This is a genomic window from Streptomyces sp. NRRL WC-3605 (genome assembly GCF_001509795.1).
GTDB lineage: Bacteria > Actinomycetota > Actinomycetes > Streptomycetales > Streptomycetaceae > Streptomyces > Streptomyces viridochromogenes.
Window position 1 is genome coordinate 82,814 of record NZ_LLZN01000045.1, and the last position, 21,929, is coordinate 104,742.

Annotated in this window: 20 protein-coding genes and 1 pseudogene; 11 read left to right on the forward strand and 10 right to left on the reverse strand. The window is 71.1% G+C overall.

The annotated features are described in order from the left end of the window. Positions 1-130: 130 nt before the first annotated feature. The 3 genes and pseudogenes from ADL34_RS10420 to ADL34_RS10430 form a co-directional block, all read right to left on the reverse strand. Positions 131-513: pseudogene (locus tag ADL34_RS10420) on the reverse strand (VOC family protein). Positions 514-578: 65 nt separating this feature from the next. Then, a complete protein-coding gene (locus tag ADL34_RS10425) occupies positions 579-2,495 on the reverse strand; it encodes a hypothetical protein (RefSeq protein ID WP_062672583.1) in 1,917 nt (638 codons plus the stop codon). Positions 2,496-2,600: 105 nt separating this feature from the next. After that, on the reverse strand, positions 2,601-2,972 hold the full coding sequence (locus tag ADL34_RS10430) for a VOC family protein (protein ID WP_062672581.1): 372 nt from the start codon (positions 2,970-2,972) through the stop codon (positions 2,601-2,603). A gap of 80 nt (positions 2,973-3,052) precedes the next feature. On the opposite strand from ADL34_RS10430, the gene ADL34_RS10435 reads away from it, so the two are divergent. Next, complete coding sequence (locus tag ADL34_RS10435; protein WP_062672580.1) at positions 3,053-3,514, forward strand: MarR family winged helix-turn-helix transcriptional regulator; 462 nt, start codon at positions 3,053-3,055, stop codon at positions 3,512-3,514. 121 nt (positions 3,515-3,635) lie between these two features. Here the strand turns inward: ADL34_RS10435 and ADL34_RS10440 are convergent, their stop codons facing one another. Then, positions 3,636-4,142: a DUF3291 domain-containing protein gene (locus ADL34_RS10440; protein ID WP_062672578.1), complete on the reverse strand. Its 507-nt coding sequence runs from the start codon at positions 4,140-4,142 to the stop codon at positions 3,636-3,638. Between the two features lie 74 nt (positions 4,143-4,216). Then, complete coding sequence (locus ADL34_RS10445; protein WP_062672577.1) at positions 4,217-4,795, reverse strand: dihydrofolate reductase family protein; 579 nt, start codon at positions 4,793-4,795, stop codon at positions 4,217-4,219. 424 nt (positions 4,796-5,219) lie between these two features. Here ADL34_RS10445 and ADL34_RS10450 point away from each other — a divergent pair, with 424 nt between their 5' ends. From ADL34_RS10450 to ADL34_RS10460, 3 genes are all read left to right on the forward strand, one after another. Next, positions 5,220-6,140: an NADP-dependent oxidoreductase gene (locus ADL34_RS10450; protein ID WP_062672575.1), complete on the forward strand. Its 921-nt coding sequence runs from the start codon at positions 5,220-5,222 to the stop codon at positions 6,138-6,140. A gap of 225 nt (positions 6,141-6,365) precedes the next feature. Continuing rightward, positions 6,366-7,601: a threonine--tRNA ligase gene (gene thrS, locus ADL34_RS10455; protein WP_062672573.1), complete on the forward strand. Its 1,236-nt coding sequence runs from the start codon at positions 6,366-6,368 to the stop codon at positions 7,599-7,601. A 160-nt stretch (positions 7,602-7,761) separates the two neighbouring features. Beyond that, a complete protein-coding gene (locus tag ADL34_RS10460; protein WP_062672571.1) occupies positions 7,762-8,169 on the forward strand; it encodes a DUF4190 domain-containing protein in 408 nt (135 codons plus the stop codon). A 16-nt stretch (positions 8,170-8,185) separates the two neighbouring features. Here the strand turns inward: ADL34_RS10460 and ADL34_RS10465 are convergent, their stop codons facing one another. Continuing rightward, positions 8,186-10,000, reverse strand: coding sequence for a helix-turn-helix domain-containing protein (locus tag ADL34_RS10465; RefSeq protein WP_107115726.1), 1,815 nt, complete (start codon positions 9,998-10,000; stop codon positions 8,186-8,188). 237 nt (positions 10,001-10,237) lie between these two features. Here ADL34_RS10465 and ADL34_RS10470 point away from each other — a divergent pair, with 237 nt between their 5' ends. The 4 genes from ADL34_RS10470 to ADL34_RS10485 are packed head-to-tail and all read left to right on the forward strand — an operon-like array spanning position 10,238 to position 15,426. Continuing rightward, a complete protein-coding gene (locus ADL34_RS10470; RefSeq protein WP_062672569.1) occupies positions 10,238-11,599 on the forward strand; it encodes an MFS transporter in 1,362 nt (453 codons plus the stop codon). Then, positions 11,596-13,077: an AMP-binding protein gene (locus ADL34_RS10475; RefSeq protein ID WP_062672567.1), complete on the forward strand. Its 1,482-nt coding sequence runs from the start codon at positions 11,596-11,598 to the stop codon at positions 13,075-13,077. Before ADL34_RS10470 ends, ADL34_RS10475 begins: the two co-directional genes overlap by 4 nt. Before the next feature lie 43 nt (positions 13,078-13,120). Beyond that, positions 13,121-14,773 (forward strand): tannase/feruloyl esterase family alpha/beta hydrolase, encoded by a 1,653-nt coding sequence (locus tag ADL34_RS10480; RefSeq protein WP_062672565.1) that lies wholly within the window; start codon positions 13,121-13,123, stop codon positions 14,771-14,773. 59 nt (positions 14,774-14,832) lie between these two features. Then, the gene (locus ADL34_RS10485; protein WP_062672563.1) at positions 14,833-15,426 is read left to right on the forward strand and encodes a DinB family protein; all 594 of its coding nucleotides are present in this window, start codon (positions 14,833-14,835) and stop codon (positions 15,424-15,426) included. Here the strand turns inward: ADL34_RS10485 and ADL34_RS10490 are convergent. Then, on the reverse strand, positions 15,414-15,953 hold the full coding sequence (locus tag ADL34_RS10490; RefSeq protein WP_062672562.1) for a DUF3291 domain-containing protein: 540 nt from the start codon (positions 15,951-15,953) through the stop codon (positions 15,414-15,416). The two genes, ADL34_RS10485 and ADL34_RS10490, sit on opposite strands and share 13 nt — an antisense overlap. A 330-nt stretch (positions 15,954-16,283) precedes the next feature. Further along, positions 16,284-16,853: a GNAT family N-acetyltransferase gene (locus ADL34_RS10495; RefSeq protein ID WP_062672560.1), complete on the reverse strand. Its 570-nt coding sequence runs from the start codon at positions 16,851-16,853 to the stop codon at positions 16,284-16,286. 285 nt (positions 16,854-17,138) lie between these two features. Between ADL34_RS10495 and modA the strand changes: the two genes are divergently transcribed. The 3 genes from modA to ADL34_RS10510 all read left to right on the forward strand — a co-directional run bounded on the left by modA (position 17,139) and on the right by ADL34_RS10510 (position 20,153). Then, entirely contained in the window at positions 17,139-17,942 is an 804-nt protein-coding gene (gene modA / locus ADL34_RS10500; RefSeq protein ID WP_062672559.1) for a molybdate ABC transporter substrate-binding protein, read from the forward strand. A gap of 353 nt (positions 17,943-18,295) precedes the next feature. After that, positions 18,296-19,492: an MFS transporter gene (locus ADL34_RS10505; protein WP_234374982.1), complete on the forward strand. Its 1,197-nt coding sequence runs from the start codon at positions 18,296-18,298 to the stop codon at positions 19,490-19,492. Positions 19,493-19,550: 58 nt separating this feature from the next. Continuing rightward, complete coding sequence (locus ADL34_RS10510; protein ID WP_234374983.1) at positions 19,551-20,153, forward strand: TetR/AcrR family transcriptional regulator; 603 nt, start codon at positions 19,551-19,553, stop codon at positions 20,151-20,153. A 1-nt stretch (position 20,154) separates the two neighbouring features. On the opposite strand, the gene ADL34_RS10515 is transcribed toward ADL34_RS10510, so the two are convergent. Together ADL34_RS10515 and ADL34_RS10520 are read right to left on the reverse strand one after the other, a co-directional pair. Next, positions 20,155-20,478 (reverse strand): hypothetical protein, encoded by a 324-nt coding sequence (locus tag ADL34_RS10515; RefSeq protein ID WP_062672555.1) that lies wholly within the window; start codon positions 20,476-20,478, stop codon positions 20,155-20,157. Beyond that, positions 20,465-21,916 carry an APC family permease gene (locus ADL34_RS10520; protein WP_079034386.1) on the reverse strand — a complete coding sequence of 484 codons (1,452 nt, stop codon included), beginning with the start codon at positions 21,914-21,916 and terminating at the stop codon, positions 20,465-20,467. The genes ADL34_RS10515 and ADL34_RS10520 overlap by 14 nt, the downstream gene beginning before the upstream one ends. Between the last annotated feature and the right edge of the window lie 13 nt (positions 21,917-21,929).

Consider the following 21,929-nt stretch of genomic DNA (forward strand, 5'->3'; position numbering starts at 1 on the left):
GGATCCGCATCCTAATGGGCGGACATACCGGAAATCTGATGACGGGCAGACCGGTACTCCAGGGGAGACCGCCGGCCTGTGGCCGGTGACGCCCTCGAACGCGCCGCAGCCGGTGCAGTACACGGCACGGTCAGGACGCCGCCGCGGCCCGGTCGGAATCGCTGCGCAGGACGCAGAACTCGTTGCCCTCGGGGTCGGCGAGGACGACCCAGCCCGAGCCGTCGGGGTTGCGGAGATCACCGACCAGGGTGGCTCCGAGGCCCAGCAGACGGTCCACCTCCTGCTCACGCGAGGTCTCCGGGCGCAGGCACAGATGCAGCCGGTTCTTGACCGTCTTGGGCTCGGGCACCCGGTTGAAGTAGAGCGCGGGGCCTTCCGCCAACGTCACCTGCGTCTCGAGGTCACCCGGTCTCGCGTCGGGACCAGCGGACAGCCCGTCACCCTGCTCCAGAAGCGCGCCAGTTCGTAGGCATCCGCGCAGTCGATCGCCACGTTCTGCAGTACCGAGACCATGCGCGCCAGCCTTCCGGATCTTGACTCCAGGCGCCACCGGCTTCTCCACCGTCCACGCCGTGCGGCTACTGGTCGGCGCCCCTGCCGGCCGCCGAGGCCAGGAGGCGGTACAGGACCGGCACCGGGATCGCCGGGTTGGCGGCCGCCACGTGTGCCGTGTCGCGGTCGTGCAGGAGCCCGGAGAGGACGCGGGCCGGGAGCCGCGGACTGCGGATCGCCGCCGCCCGGACGTATTCCCTGGGATCGTTCAGCAGCCGTACGGCGTCGGCCGGGGCCAGCCTGGGGTCCACGGCGGCTCGGCGGCGCACCTCGGCCTCGGGGTCGCGGGCGAGGCGTGCGACGTCGGCGGGGGTGGACCGCGGATCGTCCAGTGCCAGCCGGCGCATCCGCCCGTCGGGATCGTCGGCGTGGCGCAGCAGGCCGGTGCGGGGGAAGTTGGGGTGGTCGTGGGGGCGGCCGGGGTGGCTGAGGCTGCCGTCCCACCAGCGCCAGACCTCCAGCAGCATGTCGGCCGGCGCGTCGTCGCAGGATTCAGCGAGGAACAGCTGGACGACGCGGTCCTCGTCCCGGGCCAGACGCTCCACGACGTCCGGCGGGAGGTGCCGGGCACGCGCCACGCTGCGGCGGACGAGCGGGTGGGACGAGGCGGCCAGGCGGCGCATCGCGTCGGCGTCCCCGTGCAGGCTCTCGACCCAGGCCAGGGTGTACGACCTCGAGGTGGAATCGAAGTCGTGGCGCACTGCTGCCCGTTGCTCCTCGGTCAGGTCGGGGCGCACGGACACGGCCGAGCGGACGTCGTCGCAGGCGTCCACCGCCAGGACGGCGACACCCGATGCCGTGAGCCGTGGGTTGGCGGCCAGCGCCCGGCGTACGTCCGTATCGCGGCCCCGGACCAGTTCCGCCTCCAGCGCGGGCTCCAGGCGGCACTGTTCGAGTGCGCGCAGGGGTTCCGGCAACGCGGTGAAGACGTCACGCGGCATCGGCACGGTGAGGTGGTGGGCGAGGAGGGCGGCCACGCGGACCGTGTCGTCGGGGTCGGTCAGCAGCAGCTCGCGCGTGGGTGCGGCGAGGTCGTCCCACCGGCCGCAGGCGGCCTCACGCACGCCGGGGTCGGCGTCGGCCGCGAGCGCGGGCAGGTGGCGTGCGGGGACCCCCGGCAATTCGGCGGCCTCCGCGCGGGAGGGGCCGGTGAGGAGGCCCTCGTACAGGTCCTCAGGGAGGTGCACGCCTCGGGCGCTTGCGTGCGTGGCCCAGAGGACGCGGCGGTCCGGCGAGGGTTCGGTGCGGATCAGGCGTATCCATTGTTCCGGGGTGAGCTTCGGCCGGAACGTGTCGGCGGTACGACTGCGCACCCCCGGTTCGGAGTGGGCCAGGGCGGCGTCCAGGACGGCCGGGCGGTCACAGCTGTGCAGGAAGCCCGGCGCCACGTCGAGCAGTTGGATCAGCAAGGCGTCCGGGGCGGCGGGGTTGAGCCCGAGCCCTTCGGCCCAGTGCGCGGGCCACGCCGGTGTTCCGGGTACGGCCGCCCACACCTCGTCGCGCTCGGCCTCGGTCTCGCTCCCGGCGGTCTCCGCGCCCTCCTCCAGCCGCTCGGGCAGCCGGTCGAGCGCTGTCCTGCGGGGCCCGTCCGGTCCGGGTACTTCCGCCAGCAGCACCTGCCCGTCCAGGGACAGGGCCACGAACCCGGGGCCGTCCGAGAGCGCCGGCACGGCGCCGGTCGAGCGGACCCGGGTCCACCACGCGTCATTGCCGCCGATCCGATGCCGGCGGACGGCCACCAGGAACTCGCCACGGTCATCGGCGATGCGGCGCCACCAGATGTCGTCGAGCGGCGCGTCCCGGGCCGCGTCGTCCGGCGCCGCGATGCCCCGGGCGATACGCCAGCCGGCCTCGGGCGGGAACAGGCCGCCGGGACTCACCTCCGTCATGACGGTGAGTCCGGCGCGGACGAGCAGTTCGGTGAGGGGTTCTCGCGGTGGCACGCGATCATGGTCCTCTGCCGGCCGCGGGCGGACATGGGCAGGGGGGAGGAGATCGTCGGGCGCGGTCAGTGCATCTGCAGGCGCGAAGGAGACGGCTCTCCCGTGTCAGCCCTCCTGGTGCACGGTCAGGACGTAGCCCTCGGGGCCGGCGAAGGAGAACGTCGGACCGAACGGGCTCGGCACGATCGGCGTGAGGATCTCGACGCCGTTCGCGCTGAGCCGGTCGTGGAACGCCTGGGTGTCGGGAGTGGCGAACCACAGGGCGACGCCGAGACCGGGGCGGCCGGCGTCCAGGTCGGTGCCGGGCAGCGGCTCGCGTACGGCCAGCGCGATGGGCTTGGTGTCGAAGACGACCGCACCGGGAGGCGAGGCGGGGGTCCGCCGCAGACCGAGGTTCTTCTCGCAGAACTCGGCCGCCGCCTCCAGGTCGCGGACCTGCAGAGCGATGAAATCGGGGCCGGTGATGCCGATGGTCATGGCGGTTCTCCTCGTTGCCATGTCAGGACTTTGACATACCCGACGATAGACTCGCGCCCTCGGCATGTCAAAATATTGACATGCAGGACACCTCACATCCGGGTCCGCCGCATCCCGCGGACGACGTGCTCGATCACGTCGGATACCGCCTCAAGCGCGCCCACGCCGCTCTCCGCGGCGCCATGGACCAGGCGCTGCGCGAGCACGATCTGACCGTGCCGCAGTACGCCTGCCTGGAGGTCCTCGCCGCGCGACCAGGCATGTCCAACGCGGACCTCGCCCGGGCCACCTTCGTCACCCGGCAGTCCATGAACGTCGTCCTGCGCGGCCTTCAGGACCAGGGACTGCTCACCCGGCCCGCCACCGTCGAGACCGGCCGCGCCCGTCCCGCGAGCCTCACCGACGAAGGCATGCGCCGCCTGACGGCAGCACAGAAGGCCGTCTACGCGATCGAGACCCGCATGGTCCACGCCATCCCCGATGATCGGCTCACCGCACTCCTCGAAGACCTCGACCGGATAGCGCAATCACTCGCGGACTGAGCCGGCATCGGTGGCCGACACCCTGTGACCGGACCGCCGAGCAGCAAAGGGCAGTCCCCTGGATGAGCCATCACCCGAGCGGGTCAGCCCAGCCCGCGAGCCGACAAATCCCGTCGTGCACCTAGATCACCGAGCAGCCCATCCCCTCCGGCACTTCGCCGATCCGCGACTCGGCGCCGCCTGGCGGGTAGGACGTCCGCAGGGTGAAGGCGTACGGGGTCGGACCATGGGTGCGCAGGTGCAGCAGCCGGGATTCGGCGTCCGCGACGGTGGGACGGTGGCCCTCCGGCACCCACCAGAGCGCCGTCATGGCTTCCTCGACGCGCTCGAACCACTCGCGCCGGCGGCCGAGCATCTCCCGGTGGCGGCCCTGGTACATGAACGCGGTCAGGGTGTCGGTGTCCCGCCACACCGACATGTTGATGATCAGCCACGGGTCGCCGAGGACGGGGATGGCCGTCGCGTCGCCCTCCTCGCTCTGCAGCCGCCACACGAATCCGTCGGCGGCGTCGGCGTCGGCGTTGACCGGGTCGAGGTGGTCGACGAAGTCCTTCAACAGGGGTGTGTCCAGCGGCGCTTTGAGCCGGGCGATGTTCACCTGGGCGAGTTCGTAAGCGGTCTCGGTCATGTACCGAACGTTAGGTCGGGATGCGCGGGCCGAGGTACCCCCGTCTCATCGACTGAGCGCTCGATGAGGTGAGTTCACGCCTCGGCGGGGCGCTTCGTCTCGTACCGGGCCATGACCACGCCGCCGGGAAACGTCCGCGTCCCGGTCAGGTTCAGGTTCACCCAGCCGTCCAGCGCGGTGAAGAACGGTGTGCCGCCTCCGACCAGGACCGGGTGGGTGACGACCACGTACTGGTCGACCAGCCCGGCGCGCATCGCCGCCCCGGCGAGCGTGGCGCCGCCGACGTGCATCGGGTCGCCGTCCTCGGCCTTGAGCCGGGTGATCTCGGCGACCGCGTCGCCGGTGACCAGGCGGGTGTTCCAGTCGACCTTGTCGATCGTCGACGAGAACACCACCTTCGGCGTGTCCCGCCAGTTCCGCGCGAACTCGATCTCCGCAGGGGTGGCCTCCGGCTGCTGGTCGCCGGTCGGCCAGTAGGAGCTCATCGCCTCCCACAGCTTGCGCCCGTACAGCGACAGCCCGCACCCCTTCTCGAAGTCGAGCCAGAACTGGAACAGTTCGGGGCTCGGCAGTCCGCTCCAGTCGATGTCGTCACCGGCGGCGGCGATGTAGCCGTCCAGACTCAGGTTCATGGCGTAGATCAGTTTTCGCATGGCGCAGCCTTCCGACCGTGGGCGTCCGGCATGGAGACCAGCCGGGTGCGGGAAACTCATCGGTGCGTGGTCCGAGGCCACCGGTGCCCCTCGTCCGCGAAGCTCAGCGTGGTGCACGCGCCCGTCACCGGCAAGCCGCCACTCCCCGCGCGATCGCGGCTCGGCCCGCCGTCGGGTACGGGCGGGAAGTGGACCACCGAAAGGCGGCTCGAATGGCCCAGACGCCTGGGCCGCCCCGCCCGTAGGGTCGAAAACGTGATCACCGCGGGCATCTGTCAGCCGTGCCGCATCCTGCGCCATGTGCGATAACGGGTGAAAGGGTGCCGGGACCGGTCACGGCGGGCGACCGCGTGGCGCGAGGACGCCCAGGTCGTCTGGCGCGATGTCCGCTCCCCCTACGTCTCCCCTACGCCGAGGACTCCTCATGCAAGCCATCACCGTCCAGGACCGTGACGCCGGTGTCGCCGGCCTGGCCCTGTCCGAACTGCCGCATCCGCACGCCGCCGAGAACGACGTGATCGTCGAGGTCCACGCCGCCGGCTTCACCCCGGGTGAGCTGGACTGGCCCGCCACGTGGACGGACCGGGCCGGTCGCGACCGTACTCCGAGCGTGCCCGGCCACGAGCTGTCCGGCGTGGTCACCGAGCTCGGCTACGGCACGACCGGCCTGACCGTCGGCCAGCGTGTCTTCGGCATGGCCGACTGGGCCCGCAACGGCTCACTGGCTCAGTACACGGCAGTCGAGGCACGCAATCTCGCGCCACTCCCGGCCGACGTCGACCACGTCACGGCCGCCGCGCTGCCGATCTCCGGGCTCACCGCCTACCAGGCCCTGTTCGACCACGCGCACCTGACCACCGGGCAGACCGTCCTCATCCATGGCGCGGCAGGGGGCGTCGGTTCCCTCGCCGTCCAGATGGCGCGCGAGGCCGGGGCGCGGGTGATCGGCACCGGGCGGGCGTCCGGCCGTCAGACCGCCCGGGACCTGGGCGCCGACGCGTTCGTCGACCTGGAGGCCGAGAAGTTGGAGGAGGTGGGCGAGGTGGACGTCGTGCTCGACGTGATCGGCGGCGAGATCCTCGAACGCTCCGCCGCCCTCGTCCGCCCGGGCGGCACCCTGGTCACCATCGCCGAACCGGTCACCGTCCACCCCCGCGGCGGACGCGGCGTCTTCTTCGTGGTCGAGCCCGACCGGATCCGCCTGGCCGACCTCGCACAGCGGGTACGGGACGGCCGCCTCAAGCCGATCGTCGGCGCCGTCCGCCCACTCGCGGAGGCGGCGTCCGCGTTCGCCCCCGCCGAGCGCGTTCACGGCAAGACGATCATCCGCGTCACCGAGAGCTGAGTCGGCGGCCGCAGCCCCGGTTCCGGTCCCGCGCGGAAAATCACTGTGTGAGCATCACGGCTCGCTGCTACCGTCCGCGGCATGAAGCGCGCTGCTGCCATGACGACGACGCCGGAGAGTGTCCCGGCGCGCTGACAGACGACCTGATCCGAAGCCCCGGGGCAAGTGCCCCGGGGCTTCGGCGTAGTCCCGGTCACTTGCCCCGCATCAAGCAGGGAGACCGTGATGACCACCTCGCAGGACCACAGAAGGCTCGGCCGTGAGCTCGACCTGTTCGACACCGATCCGCTGATCGGGGCGGGTCTGCCGTACTGGCTTCCCGACGGCGCGGCCGTGCGGCACACCCTGGAGGAGTACATCCGGGACGCCGAGCGGCGGGCCGGCTACCAGCACGTGTATTCACCCGTCCTCGGCAAGCGGGAGCTGTACGAGATCTCGGGGCACTGGGCTCACTACAGCAACGACATGTTCCCCCCGATGGACCTCGGCGGTGAACAGGTCGTACTGCGGCCGAGTCTGTGCCCTCACCATGCGGTCATCTATCGCTCCCGCTCCCACAGCTATCGCGAACTACCCCTGCGCATGGCGGAGTTGGGTGGCATGTACCGCTCGGAGCTGTCCGGTGTACTCGGCGGGCTGACCCGGGTGCGGGCCATCCAGCTCAACGACGCGCACATCTTCTGCACCCTGGACCAGGTCGCCGCGGAGGCGCGGGCCGCGCTGGAGATGATCCGCCGGGCCTACGACGCACTCGGCATCACCTCGGCTCGCTACCGGCTCTCCCTCCCGGGCCCGGGCGGCAAGTACGTGGCCGCGCCCGACAAGTGGCGGCGGTCCACCGCCCTGCTGACCGACGTCCTCCAGCGCTCCGGACTGCCCTACGAGGCTGCCGAGGGCGAGGCCGCGTTCTACGGCCCCAAGATCGACGTCCAGGTGACCGACAGCGCGGGCCGGGAGTCCACCCTGTCCACCGTGCAGGTCGACTTCCACCAGCCCGAGCAGTTCGACCTGTACTACGTCGGCGCGGACGGCGCCAGACATCGCCCGGTCATGGTCCACCGCAGCATCATCGGCAGTGTCGAACGCGCCGTCGCCCATCTCATCGAACAGCATCAGGGCGCCTTCCCCGCCTGGCTCGCCCCGACCCAGGTGGCGATCCTCCCGATCTCGGACGACGAACTCCCGAACGCCGTCGCCCTCGCGAGGCGCTGCGCCGAACTGCGGCTGCGGGCCCAGATCGCCGGACCGGACCGCGGCACTCTGGGCGCGCGCGTCCGGGAGGCCCGTCTGGTCCCCTATCAGGCCGTCATCGGCCCCAAGGAGGCCGCCGAGGGCAGCGTGGCGCTGCGCCTGCGTGACGGGCGGCGTCTCGACCCGCGACCGGTCTCCGACGTCCTCGCCCGTATCGGTGCTCTCGTCGAGGACCACCGCACCGACCTCTGGGGGGACCTCGCCTCATAGCCCGAAGGCCGGAAGTGACCTCCCCCGGACCCCGGCGCCGCCGACGCACGGCCGTCACAGGTCCTCTGACGCCGCGTATGCCGGGCGCTTCCCGGGGCACACGGCCAGCGAGGCACGGCGGGAATGACACACCGTGAACCACGGAGCAGCGAGGACTCAGATGACATATCAGACCCCGAACACGCACTCCTCCGAGCCGTACGGCGAGCCGCAGGCTCCCCGGACCAACGGTCTGGCGATCGCGGCCCTGGTGCTGGGCATCACGGCCTGCGTCCTCTTCTGGTCGGTCTTCGGCGGCGTCATCCTGGGCCTGCTGGGCCTCGTCCTCGGGATCGTCGCCGCTCGGCGTGCCCGTGGCGGGCGTGCGCGGCACCGGGGCATGGCCATCGCCGGTGCGATCCTCGGCGGGCTGGGGCTCGTCGCGTCGTCGGTGATCGTCGCGGTCGGGATCTCCTTCCTCAACTCCGACGAGTTCAAGGACTACAACGACTGCGTCAAGCACGCCGACAGCCGGGCGGAACGCGACCAGTGCGCTCAGGACTTCGAGCGCGACGTCAACGACAAGTGAGCCACCGCCCGCGGGTTCAGCCGGACGTGCCGGGCGCCGGGCCGTCGACCGCCGCTCTCAACTCGTGCAGGCGCAGCGCCAGATGGAGCCGCAGGGCCGAGTCCGCGGAGCGCCAGTCCTCGCCGAGCAGGACTCCGATCCTGTCCAGCCGCTTCAGCAGCGTGTTCAGGTGTACGTGGAGGGCGCGAGCCGTCTGACTCAGGTTCCCCGAGTGGGCGAAGTACGCGGCCGCCGTCGCCACCAGGCAGGTGGACCGACGGCGGTCGTACTCGAGGAGCGGGCCGAGGCTGTCGGAGAGGAAGCGGTCCAGGTCGTCGGCGCGGTCGGGGTCGAAGACGAGCGCGTACATCGCGTACTGGCGTGTGCTGACCCCTCGGTCGGTCTCGCCGAGTGCGCGCATGACCTTGAGGCAGCGCAGGGCCAGCGCGTGGGAGCGGGACCGTTCCTGGCCGGCGATGCGGTCGCAGACCACGAGGGCGGGTGCGCCGATGGCCCGGCGCAGGGAATCGTGCAGGGTGCCGGCCAGGTCGTTCTCGCCGTCGGCGCGGAGCAGCATGGTCGCCCGCCCGAGGTACTCGCCGGCCAGCCCCGACCATGCGGAGGAGAGGGGCTTGAGCTGCCGGACGATGTCGGCGGCGGACCGTCCGGGGCACTCGACCACAACTAGGGTGTCGAGGTGGTCGACGTCGACCCCGCGGGCCAGGGCCCTGTCGCGCTGGGCGGAATGCAGTGGGGCAGGGGACATCAGCTCCATGAGCAGCTCGCCCCGGACCCGTTCCTCGGCCTCGACCCGCGCGTCCCGCATGAGGATGAGCAACCCCATGATCTGGGCGGAGCGTTCGAGCATGCGCACCTCCGCCGGTTCCGGGGCGGCCCGGCGTGCCAGGGTCAGGAAGCCGAAGTGGCTGCCGCCGGCCCGCGCGGCGATCACGCTGCGGAAGGTGCCGTCCTGGCCCTGCGCCGATGCGCACCGCCCGGTGGTGCGGGCCTCCTCGCGCAGCCGGCGGCCCAGGTCCTCCTCGCCGTCCTCCCCCGGTTCTCCGTGGGGCCGGACGGCCAGGACCCTGTCGTCCCGGTCCTGGATGGTGACGGTGCCCTGGAGCTGCTCGACCAGGAGCTGGGCGATGTCGCCGGGCCCGCCGCCGGTCAGCACCACGTGGGTCAGCGCCTCGTGCACGGCGGCGGCCCGTTCCAGCGTGGAGACCTGGTCCTCGATCGTCCGGTAGGCGTCCTCGAGGCGTCGTAGCGAGACCCGGGTCTGCTCGTAGAGCCGCGCGTTGTTGAGGGCGACGGCGGCATGGCTGGCGAAGGCGCTGAAGAGAGCCACCTCGTCCTTCTCGAAGGGCCGTTCGGTGCGGTCGGCGGCGAAGAGCGCCCCGATGGCCTCCTCCCCCACGAGGAGCGGTACGCCCAGCAGCGCCGTGAGCCCTTCACGGGGGACGAGCAGGTCGAAGGTGGGGTCGTGCGGCAGGGCCTGTGCCTGGCGGTAGTTGCTCACCCAGAACGGGGCCTTGTGCTGCAGCACGCGTCCGCCCAGGCCCCGCCCCCGTGGGACGCGCGCGGACGAGAACTCCGACGAGATCGTGCCGGCGGACGCCTTGAGCGTGAGGTAGCCCTCCGCGTCCAGCAGAGACAGGTAGACGAAGTCGCTGCCGATGAGTTCGTGGGCGTGCCGGACGATGGACCGCAGCACCTCGTCGACCTCGCCCAGGGCGGTCAGGGACCGGGCCGTCTGGTACAGGCTGCTCAGCTCGCGCTCGCGGCGGAGCCGGTAGGAGGTCAGTTCGCCGTCGCCGACGGTACCGGCCGTGCCGGAATCGGTCTGTTCCATCGTTGCCACCACTCACGCCGATCAGGTGGTGAATTCATACACCATCACCGGGTGAGTGGTGTACGTACGTTCCATCTCAGGTCGGGCGCGCGGCGCTCTACTGTCACCCCCACAACGCTTCGTCGTCATGCACGACGCAGCCGGCTGTCCCCGCGCACCGAAGACGCTCCGGCCGGTCGACCGGTCGACCGCGCGTGATCCCCCGTCCCCGAGTCCGGCTTTCCGGGAGTGACCAGCATGTCGATTCCTGCCGTCGGCGGTCCGCACGCCGCCGCGACCCGCAAGGCGCTGCTGCGGCTGCTGCCGCTCCTCTGCCTCACCTACTTCATGTCCTACGTCGACCGGACCAACATCGCCCTGGCAAAGACCCACCTGCAGGCGGACGTGGGCATCAGCGCGGCCGCGTTCGGTCTGGGCGCCGGTCTCTTCTTCCTGACGTACTCGCTGTTCGAGGTGCCCAGCAACCTCGTCATGTACCGGGTGGGACCGCGGCGCTGGATCGCCCGGATCGCCCTGTCCTGGGGCGCGGTCACGTCCCTCATGATGTTCATCGCCGACGACGTCACCTTCTACATCGGGCGGATCGCCCTCGGTGCCGCCGAGGCCGGTCTGTACCCGGCGATGATGTTCATGATGACGCGCTGGTTCGCGCAGAAGGACCGGGCCACCGCGATCGGCTTCATCTACCTCGCGCCGACGCTCGGTCTGCTCCTGGGCGGGCCGCTCGGCGGTGCCCTGATGGAGCTCGACGACGTCGCCGGTTTCCACGGCTGGCAGTGGATGTTCCTCATCGAGGGCCTGATCACCATGGGCATCGGCCTGGTCGTCCTGGCCCTCCTCCCCGAGGTACCGGCCGACGCGAAGTGGCTGGCCCCGCAGGAGGCGGCCGTACTGAGCGAGCATGCCGAACACACCGCGCAGGGTGGTGAGGGCGGCGGTGCGCACAGCCTGAAGGGCAAGATGGGGCAGGCGTTCGGACGCCCGTTCATCCTGCTCATCGGCGTCATCTACTTCCTGAACCAGCTCACGATGAACGGAGTGACGTTCAACGTGCCGTCGATCATCGAGTCGCTGGACGTGAGCGGTTCCTTCCTGGTCGGCCTGCTCAGCGGCGTGACCGGCATCGGCGGAACGATCGGCGTACTGGTGGTACCGGCGCTCTACCGGCGCTTCCCCCGCGAGTCCCTGACCATCGGTGTCCTGGCGGTGTCCCCGGCCCTCGTCGCGGCGGTCTTCCTCTCGGTCTCCTCCCCCTCCGTACGCATCGTCCTGATCGGCGTGATGTCGATGCTGCTGTTCGGCACCCTGCCCGTCTTCTGGTCGGTCGCCATGGCCCGGATGGGGGGAATCGTGGCGGCGGCGGGGCTGGCCTTCATCAACACGGTCGGTCTGACCGGCGGTTTCGTGGGGCCGTATCTCTTCGGTCTGGCCGAGTCCGACTCCGGGGACCCCACCTCCGGCTTCCCCATCGTCATCGTCGCGTCCCTCGTCGCGGGCGGACTCGCGGTGGCCCTGCGCTGGGCCCTACGGCGGGAGGACCGCACGACCGCAGGGAGCGCACCGTCCACCGTCGAGCGCGACCCGGAGGTCCTGGCGTGACGTTCCCGCCCGTAGAAGGATTCCCCCTGTCCGAGATCCCCGGCGCCTTCGCCGCCGAGCTCGGGGACACCGTGGTGGTGCGCGCCGGCACCGAGACGCTGACCTGGGCCGAGCTGCACCGGGGCAGCAACCGGGTGGCGCGGGGTCTGCTGGACGCCGGGGCTGCCACCGGCCGGATCGTGACCCTGGTCCTGCCCAACTCGACGGATCTCGTGCTCGCCGTCTTCGCCTGCTACAAGGCCGGTGCCACCCCGCAGGTCCTGTCACCGCGGATGAGGCCGGCCGAACTCCACGCCATCCTCGAACTGGGCGAGCCCGCCGTGGTGGTCACCGAACCGGACGGCGCGCTCGTCGACCGTACGAGGGCGGTGACGGTGGAGGAACTGGGAGCCGGGCAGAGCGACGACGACCTCGCACCGGCGACCGCGCCGTCGTGGAAGGCCCCGACCTCCGGGGGATCGACCGGCCGCCCGAAGATCATCCTGTCCGGCCGGCCGGCGGTCACCTCCGCGTTCGACTCGGACATGTGGGGGATCGGCGCCCGGGAGCAGGCGCTGATCACGGCTCCGCTCCACCACAACGCCCCGTTCGTCACCGCCCTGACCACGATCTTCCTCGGCGGCTCGGTGACGCTGCTGACCAGGTTCGACGCGGAACGGACGCTGGCCGCGATCGACGAGCACGCGGTGACGTGGGTGTACCTGGTCCCCACCATGATGCGGCGCATCACGGCGCTCCCGGACGAGGTGCGCGACCGGTACTCGCTCACCTCGCTGCGCTCGGTCTGGCACTGCGCGGAGCCCTGCCCCGTCTGGCTGAAGCGGACGTGGATCGAGTGGCTGGGCGCCGAACGGGTCTGGGAGCTGTACGGCGGCACGGAGGCGGAAGCCGGATGCACGCTGCGCGGCGACGAGTGGCTCCGGCACGAGGGCTCCGTCGGCAGGGTGACATGGGGTCAGATGAAGTTGCTGGACGCCGACGGCACCGAGATCCGCGAGCCCGGCGTCTCGGGCGAGATCTACATGCGGGTCACACCGGGGACCCCGGCCACCTACCGCTACATCGGCTCCGAACCCACCACACTCGACGGCTGGTCGTCACTCGGGGACATGGGGCGGTTCGACGCCGACGGCTACCTGTACCTGCACGACCGCCGCTCGGACATGATCACCGTCGGAGGCGTCAACGTGTACCCGGCGGAGATCGAGGCCGCCCTCGTCGAGCACGACCAGGTCCTCACCGCCGTCGTCATCGGTCTGCCCGACGCCGACACCGGCAACCGGCTCCACGCGATCGTGCACACGCCCCGCCGGGCCGACGTCACCGCGGACGACATCCACGCCTTCCTCGACGGCCGGCTGTCGCGCCACAAGCTGCCCAAGTCGATCGAGCTGGTCCACGACTCGTTGCGGGACGCGGCGGGCAAGGTCCGGCGTTCGGAACTCCGCGCCCAGCGCATGCCGGAACCGAGCCGATGACGGCCCCCTCACCCGACGCCCCTCTCCGGAGGAAGGAAACCGTATGAACCCCAGGACGCTGACGGGGATCGCGCTGGCCACGGCCGGCGCCCTCCTGGCCGTCCCCGCACAGGCGCGTCCGTCCGAGGCCACGCCCCGGAGCGCGCGGGCCCAGTGCGCGGCGCTCACGGGCACGGCCATTCCGGCGGTCGTCATCTCCCTGCCCACGCGCGGCGGCCGGGTCCACGCCTCGTCCCCGGTGACGGAGACCGTGAGCGGAGTCGGTCTCCCCTACTGCCGGGTCGACGCGACCCTCTCCCCCGTCGACCGCTCCGCACCCGGCATCACCCTGCACGTCGCCCTCCCCCTCGACTGGAACCGCAGATCCATGATGCTCGGGGGCGGCGGATACAACGGCACCGTTCCCGACGTCCGGGCCGACGTCCCGTTCGCCGAGAAGGGCGGGACCACACCGCTGGCACGCGGCTACGCGACGTACGCCAGTGACTCCGGGCACCAGGCGGACCCGGCCAAGCACCCCGTCCTCTCCCTCGACGGTTCCTTCGCCGCCAACGACGAGGCACTGCGGAACTTCGCCGCCGGTGACGCGCTCAAGAAGACGCACGACGCGGCCCAGTTCGTGATCCGTGCGTTCTACGGCGCGAAGCCCCGGCACACCTATTTCGCGGGCGGATCCACCGGTGGCCGGGAGGCGTTGGCGATGGTCCAGCGTTGGCCCACCGCCGTGGACGGCGTGATCTCCGCGTACCCGGCCTGGAACAACCTGGCCGAAGCGCTCTATCTGGGCCACGCCACGCAAGTGCTGGCGCGGCCAGGGGCGTTCCCCGGACCGGAGAAGCAGACGCTGCTTTACGAGGGCGTGATGCGCGCGTGCGACGGGCTGGACGGTCTGACCGACCGGATCGTCTCGAACCCGGACGCCTGCCGGTTCGACCCGGCCGGTCTGCGCTGCCCGGCCGGCGCCGACACAGGTCCCTCGTGTCTCTCCGACCGTCAGATCGCCGCGGTGCGGGCCATCTCGTCGCCGTGGAAGTGGCCGTACCGAGTCGCCAGCGGCGAGCGCGGCTACCCCGGCTTCCCCTTCCTCTCCGGCGCCGACATGCGCACCCCGATCCTGGGCTTCGGCGCGACGGCACCGTCCCATCCGATGCCGCTCACGAGCGGGTACGGCATGCAGTACTGGGACCAGTGGGTGAGGTACGCCCTCACCAGAGACCCGGGCCACGACTCCCTGACCGTCGACCCGGCCCGTCCCGGCAAGTGGCTCGAGCGCATCAGCCGCCTGTCCGAACTGCAGGACATCAACGACGCGGACCTCTCCCCCTTCGCGCGGGCCGGCGGCAAGCTCCTGCTGCTCCACGGCGCGGCGGACGAGTTGGTCTCGCACCGGGCGACGAACGACTACTACGAGCGGGTGGCCGACGCGGTGGGGCCGCGCAGGACACGGGAGTTCATGCGGTACTACCTCGTGCCGGGCGCCAATCACGCGAACTTCGGCAGCCCCGCCTTCGCCGCCGCCTGGGACTCCCTCACCGCCGTCGAGCGCTGGACCGAGCAGGACAGGCAGCCCGTCGCTCCGGTCGTCACCGACGCGAACGGCGGCCGGTCTCGGCCTCTGTGCGAGTACCCGAGCTGGCCGAAGTACCGGGCAGGTGCCCCTGGGAGCGCGGCAAGCTTCAAGTGCGTCCGGAAGTGAACAGGGATCACTCGGAGATTCTTGAGGGCAGGAGCCCGTCCGTGGCAGGCTCCTGCCGCATGATCGACGACTTGGCGAAGGACGTCCTGCACGGCAGGCTGCGGCGGGACCGTGAGGCGCTGCTCTGGAAGCTCGACGGCCTGTCCGCATACGACGCGCGCCGGCCGCTGACGCCGACCGGGACCAACCTCCTCGGCCTGGTCAAGCACGTGGCGAACGTCGAGGCCAGGTACTTCGGCGAGGTCTTCGACCGGCCGTCCCCGGAACCGCTGCCCCGATGGCAGGACCACGACGGCAGCGACCACTGGGCGGCCGAGGACGAGACCCGCGAGGAGATCGTCGGCTTCTACCGGCGTACGTGGGAACACGCGGACGCGACGATCAGCGAGCTTCCCCTCGACACCCCCGGCCATGTGCCGTGGTGGCCGGAACCGCGTCCCAACACGACCCTGTTCGCCGTCCTGGTCCACGTCCTCGGCGAGACCGGCCGGCACACCGGGCACGCCGACATCCTGCGCGAGAGCGTCGACGGGCGGACCGGAATGCGCTCCCGGTACGAGCAGAAGGTCGACGAGGAAGCCCGGGCGGCCCACCACGCGAAGATCGAGCAGATCGCCAGGTCGGCCGCGACCCGGTCGTCTCACGTGGTGTGATCGCCGGCCGTGGTCGCGGCTCCCTCCGGCGTGTACGCGCGGTGGAAGGTGAAGGCGTGCGGCGCGGAGCCGTGGTCGTGGAGGGATTCCAGCTTGGAGACGCCGTCCTGCCAGGTGGGGACCGTGCCCTCGGCAGCCCACCAGAGCACGTGACCGGGGTGCCGTGTCCTCTCGAACCAGTCGTGACGCCTGTTCAGTGCCGCGCGGTGCAGGCCGGTGTAGACGGCGTCGAACGCGGGACGCAGACCCGTCCAGAGGGATAGGGTCGCGGCGAGGGCGACGGTGTCCGCCGTGCGGCCCCTGTCGTACCACGCCGGTACGGCGAACTCTCCCCACGCGCCCCAGTCCGCCCCGAAGAGCACGCCTCGGTCGCTCTCTGCCGGTTCGGCGTGCGCGAGGTACCCCGGGTGCTGACCGATCGTCTTGTAGACGGTCTCTCCGGTGGCGTAGAACTCGCGCGTGCGCGGGGAGGGATCGGCGAGCGGTGACTTCAGGACTCCGAAGGTGTACAGCGCGAGGTGGGGCATGCGTCTCCCTGGGTGTGGTTCCTGGTGCGGGGCCGCCGCACGGCGATCGCCGAGGTCCTGGTGAAGGTGACGGTGACGGTAGAGGTATCCGCCGGCCCTGTCGAAGTTGCGCTCTCGGCCCAGAAATGGCCTCCGTGACACGTCACTTCGAACGCAGGAGCGGTCACTCGAAATCGCTTCGGTGCGGGCTGTCCGGAGGCGGTGGACGGGCCTACTGCGGGCGTGGCGCTGGTCTCCGGCCGCCGGCAGCGACGCCATGCCGACCTGCTCGACCGGGACTCGCTCGACGTCGGCTACCGGCTTCTGGTGGCCGACCTGTAGGCATGTCGCTCAGCGCGTCCCCCGCACGGCTGACGGCTGCCACTCCCGCTTGAGCAGGCCGTACACCCACGAGTCGGACACCACGCCGTTCACCACGCAGTCCTCCCGCAACGTGCCCTCACGGACGAAGCCCAGCTTCTCGAGGACCCGGGCCGACGCCTCGTTGCGGGTGTCGGCCTCGGCCTGGACGCGATTCAGGTCCAGGGTGTCGAACGCCCACCGCAGCAGAGCGTGCGCGGCCTCGGTCGCGTAGCCGTGGCCCCACATGGCGTCGCCGAGGACGTAGCCCAACGAGGCGCTCCGGTACTCGGGGTTCCAGTCGGACAGTCCGCACCAGCCGACGAACGCCCCGTCGGAGAGACGGTCGACGACCACCCGGGCCCCCGTGCCTTCGTCCTCCAGCGTCCGGCAGTTCGCGAGGAACCGCTGGGCGCGAGCCGGGTCGGTCCATGGCGGGGAGTCCCAGTAGCGCAGCACGTGGGAGCTGCTGTGCAGCGCGAAGAGGGAGTCGGCGTCGGCGTCGGTGAAGGGACGCAGTCGCAGGCGGTCGGTGCGCAGGACGGGAGTGGGCAGAGTCATGCGCCCCATCTTGTGACGCCGACGGCGCCCAGGACACCGAATATCGGTTCAGTAGCGCGCCATGACCACGTCGCCGATCACCGTCAGGCCGGCTTGGGCCCCGATGCCGACCCCCATTCGGATCCGTAGATACGCACATGCCAGGCATCAGGGCCACTGGCCCGGCTCATGCGATGTTACAGATGACTTTCAGCTGGCACTTGCGGCACTATCATCGGCGTATGCACATTCAGCGGATCGCCCGACCGCGACTGTGTCCCCACCGCCTGGAGAGAGTGGACCGTGATGACCCGTTCCGCGCGCCGGACCCGCCGGACGCTGCAGGTGACCGGCGTGAGCGCCGCCGTCCTGCTGACTCTGAGCGCCTGCTCCTCCGACGACTCCGCCTCGTCGGCGTCCGCCTCGGGCAAGCCGTCCGGTGAGGTGACCGTCTTCGCGGCGGCCTCGCTGAAGGAGAGCTTCGAGGAACTGGGCAAGACCTTCGAGGCGGACCACCCCGGCACGAAGGTCACCTTCAGCTTCGGCGGCAGCGACGCCCTGGCCGCGAGCATCACCGGCGGGGCGCCGGCGGACGTGTTCGCCTCGGCGAGCCCCAAGACGATGAAGATCGTGACCGACGCGGGGGGCAGCAGCGGCGCGCCGACCACCTTCGTGCGCAACCAGCTGGAGATCGCCACCCTGCCGGGCAACCCGCACAACGTCGCCTCCCTCAAGGACCTCACCGACTCGGACCTCAAGGTCGTGCTGTGCGACAAGGCGGTGCCGTGCGGTGCCGCCACCCAGAAGGCCCTCGACACCGGCAGGCTGAAGCTCACGCCCGTCTCCTGGGAGGAGGACGTCAAGTCCGCCCTCAACAAGGTCGTCCTGAAGGAGGCCGACGCGGCCGTCGTCTACAGGACCGACGTGGAGGCCGCGGGCGACAAGGTGGAGGGAGTGGAGTTCCCCGAGTCCGCCGACGCGGTCAACGACTACCCGATCACCCTGCTCAAGGAGTCGAGGAACCCGCAGGCGGCGAAGGCGTTCATCGAGCTGGTGCGGTCCCCCGAGGGCCAGAAGGTGCTGTCCGAGGCCGGCTTCCTCACCTCGTGACCTGCAAGCTGTCCCTGTGCCGGATGCGTGCCGTCCGGTCGACCCGGCCAGGGCCACGGTGCGAGTGGGGAAGACGTCCGCCTCGGGCCGGTCGAGGGCGAGGCCACTTTCACCACAGCGCGCGAACCGACGATCACGCCGTGCGACCATGCCTGATTCTTACCAAGCCGGCTCGCAATGGACAGACAGGTCTGTCTACTATCGAGGAGTCCTCTTCGCCCTCTTGCCGAAAGTGACCCATGAGTCGCGCAACGACCGCCTCCCCCTCAGCCCCTCCGACCGTCGCGATCAGGCAGCACCCGGCACATGCGGTCCGCCGGCGCGGGTTCCTGCCCCTGGGGCCCAGGATCTCGATGGCCGTGTACGCCTCGATCCTCATGTCGCTGCTGGGCTCGTCCAGCGCGCCGACACCCCTGTACGCGATCTACCAGCAGCACTGGGGGTTCTCCCCCATCACCGTCACCGTCGTCTTCGGCGTGTACGCGGTGGCCGTCCTCTCCTCACTGCTCCTGTTCGGCAAGCTCTCCGACCACGTGGGCCGGCGGCCGGTCATCGTGACGGCGCTGGTCGTCCAGGTGGTGGCCATGGCCCTCTTCATCACCGCCGGTGACGTGGGTGCGCTGATGGTCGCCCGGGTCTTGCAGGGACTGAGCGTGGGGGCGGCCGCCGGAGCCCTCGGCGCCGGCATGCTCGACATCCACCCGCGCCGGGGCGGATTCCTGAACTCCTTCGCGCCCATGCTGGGAACCGCGTCCGGGGCCCTGGTCTCCGGGCTGATCGTGCAGTACCTCCCGGCGCCCACGCGCCTCATCTACACGGTGCTGCTCGGCGTCTTCGCCCTGCAGGCACTGGCCGTCCTCGCCATGCCGGAGACGGTGAGCCGCAAGCCGGGCGCGCTGGCCAGCATGGTTCCGGAGTTCAAGATGCCCAAGTCGGCCCGCGTCTCCGTGGCCGTCGCCGCGCCCGTGATGTTCGCCGTGTGGTCCATGAGCGGTCTGTACGGCGCCCTGGGACCGTCCCTCATGCGGACCCTGGAGCACTCCACGTCCGTGGTGTGGGGCGGGCTGCCGCTGTTCGTTCTCGCCGTCTTCGCGGCGGTGACCACGATCACGCTGCGGAGTGCCGCCGCCCGGACCGTCATGCTGCTCAGCATCGGCACCCTTGTCGCCGGCGCCGCGATCACCCTGTTCTCGATCGGCTCGGGCCAGGGCGGCACCTGGTCGGTGGTCGGGTTCTTCGTGGGCACCGCGATAGCCGGTGTCGGGTTCGGCAGCGGGTTCCAGGGCGGGATCAGGCTCGTCATCCCGCAGCTCGAGGCGCATGAGCGCGCCGGAGCACTCTCCCTGCTGTACGTCGTGTGCTACGTCGGTCTCGGCATCCCGGCCGTCATCGCCGGTGTGCTGGTCGTGCACGGCGGCGGCTTGATCACGACGTCCAAGGAGTACAGCATCACCCTCATCGTACTGGCGCTCGCCGCCCTCGCCGGGCTCCTGCGCAGCGGCCGCCGGGACAAGCGGGAGCAGCTGTCGGCTCGGATGTCCGAGGCGTGACTGGTCCGACCTCGCAGCGGCTATAATGAACAAGTCTGTCTAGAGAAAGGTGGGCGTCATGGCTGCCAGGACCCCGACCCGCGTGTCCGCGCGTGAGCGTCTTCTCACGGCGGCCGACGAGCTCTTCTACGGCGAAGGCGTGCAGACCGTCGGCATCGACCGGGTGATCGAGCACGCCGGGGTGGCCAAGGCATCCTTGTACAACACCTTCGGAAGCAAGGAAGGGCTGGTCTGCGCCTACCTGGAGCTCCGCTTCGAGCGCCGCAAGGAACACATCAGCCGCACGCTGACGCGCTTCCGCACTCCGCGCGAGCAACTGCTCGGTGTCTTCGACGCACTGGGTGAAGCGTTCACCGAGCCCGGGTTCAACGGCTGCTCCTTCGCCCGGGCCACCTCCGAGACGACCGAGGACAGCGCCGTCCGCAAGGTCGCCGACGACTACCGCGGCTGGCTGCGCGGGCTGTTCGCCGAACTGGCGGGCGCGGCCGGGTACGCCGACCCGGAGGCCATCGCCCGGCAGTTCCTCCTGCTGTACGACGGTGCCGGGCAGGCCGCGAAGATGGACCGCGACCCTTCCGCCGCCACGACCGCCCGCGCCGCGGCGGCCGTCCTCCTGGACGCGTCCCCGCTGGCGCCCGCCATGCCCGACCCCGCCCGATAGGTCAGTCCCGCGTCTCCTCGTCGAGGGCCGCCAGGCCGTCCTCCCAGCGCTTCCGCCGCTCGTCGTCGGACAGTTCCCACCACGGAGTGCCCCGCTCCCCGAGGGCTGCCTTGGCCCGCTGCACGCGGGCCCGCGCCTCCCGTTCCGCCTTCGCGTCGTTCGCCGTCGTCGCCGTGCGCACGGCGCGGCGGGCCGCCATCAGGTGGCGCCGCAGGCGTGCGCCGATCTCGTCGGGGAGGAACGGGTCGGTGGCCCGCCACTTCCGCCCGTCGATGACGACGAAGTGCCCGTCGGGGGTCTTCTCCGGTGGTTCACGTGTGCTCATGGGAGCGGTTCTGGTCCTGGGCGCCGCTCGGGTCCGTCTGGACGGGGGCCGCCCGCTCCCCCTTCCGGCCGTGGCCGTGCGCACTCCTCTTGCGTCGCGCGGTGGCCACCGCACCGAGCAGTGCGCCGACGGCCACGATGGTGAGTCCGCGCAGCCACACAGCGCCCTCGATCTGCGTGGCCAGCAGGACGCACGACGCGATGCCCAGGACCGGCAGGACGGTCGGGGTGCGGAAATGGTCGGCCTCGCCCTCGTCGCGGCGCAGGACGAGGACGGCCGTGTTGACCATGAGGAAGACGATCAGCAGGAGCAGGACCAGGGTCGAGGCCAAGGTGGCGACACTGCCGGTGAGGGCGAGGAGCATCGCCAGCACGGTGGTGACCGCGATCGCGGCCCACGGGGTGCGGCGGCCGGGCAGCACCTTGGTCAGCGCCGAGGGCAGGAGTCCGTCCCTCGCCATGCCGTAGGTGAGGCGGGAGGACATGATGCCGGTCAGCAGTGCGCCGTTGGCCACGGCGACGAGTGCGATGGCACTGAACAGGCGCTCGGGGATGCCGCCCGCCTCCTTGACGACCTCCAGCAGCGGCCCGCTCGACTCGGCCAGTCGCGTGGTGGGGACCGACGCGGACGCCGCCAGGCCGACCAGCACGTACACGGCTCCCGCGGTGGCGAGGGCGCCGAACAGGGCGCGAGGGTAGGAGCGCCGCGGGTTGCGGGTCTCCTCGGCGACGTTCACCGAGGTCTCGAACCCGACGAAGGAGTAGTAGGCCAGGACGGACCCGCTCAGTACGGCCGCTGCGGCGCCCTTCTCGGGGGTGCCCAGCTGGGTGAGCCGTCCGACGTCGCCGTCGCCGCGCAGCAGCAGCCAGGCGCCGAGGACGATGATGACCATCAGTCCGCCCACCTCGATGAGGGTGGCGACGACGTTGGCGCGGGTGGACTCCTTGATGCCGCGTGCGTTGATCAGGGCGAGCAGGGCCAGGAACAGGACGGCCACCAGGCCGACGGGGAGCGTCACGAAGGCCGAGAGGTAGTCGCCCCCGAAGCCCCGGGCGAGCGCGGCGACGGAGACGACGCCGGCGGCCAGCATGCAGAAGCCGGCGACGAACCCGGCGAACGGCCCGAAGGCGCGGGTCGCGTAGTGGGAGGCGCCGCCCGCCCGCGGGTACTTCGTCGCCAGTTCGGCGTAGGAGGCGGCGGTCAGCAGGGCCAGGAGCAGGGCGACGACGAGCGGCACCCACACGGCTCCCCCGGCATCGGCGGCCACCTGTCCGACCAGGACGTACACCCCGGCGCCGAGGACGTCGCCCAGGATGAAGAAGTAGAGCAGCGGGGTGGTCAGGGCGCGCTTGAGCGCCGTGCCCTCCCCCGTCCCTCCGGGTGCCGCCGTGTCCGTCCCCGCCTGCGCCGTCGTGCTGTTTCCGCCTCTTCTCGCCATACCGCCTCGTGTC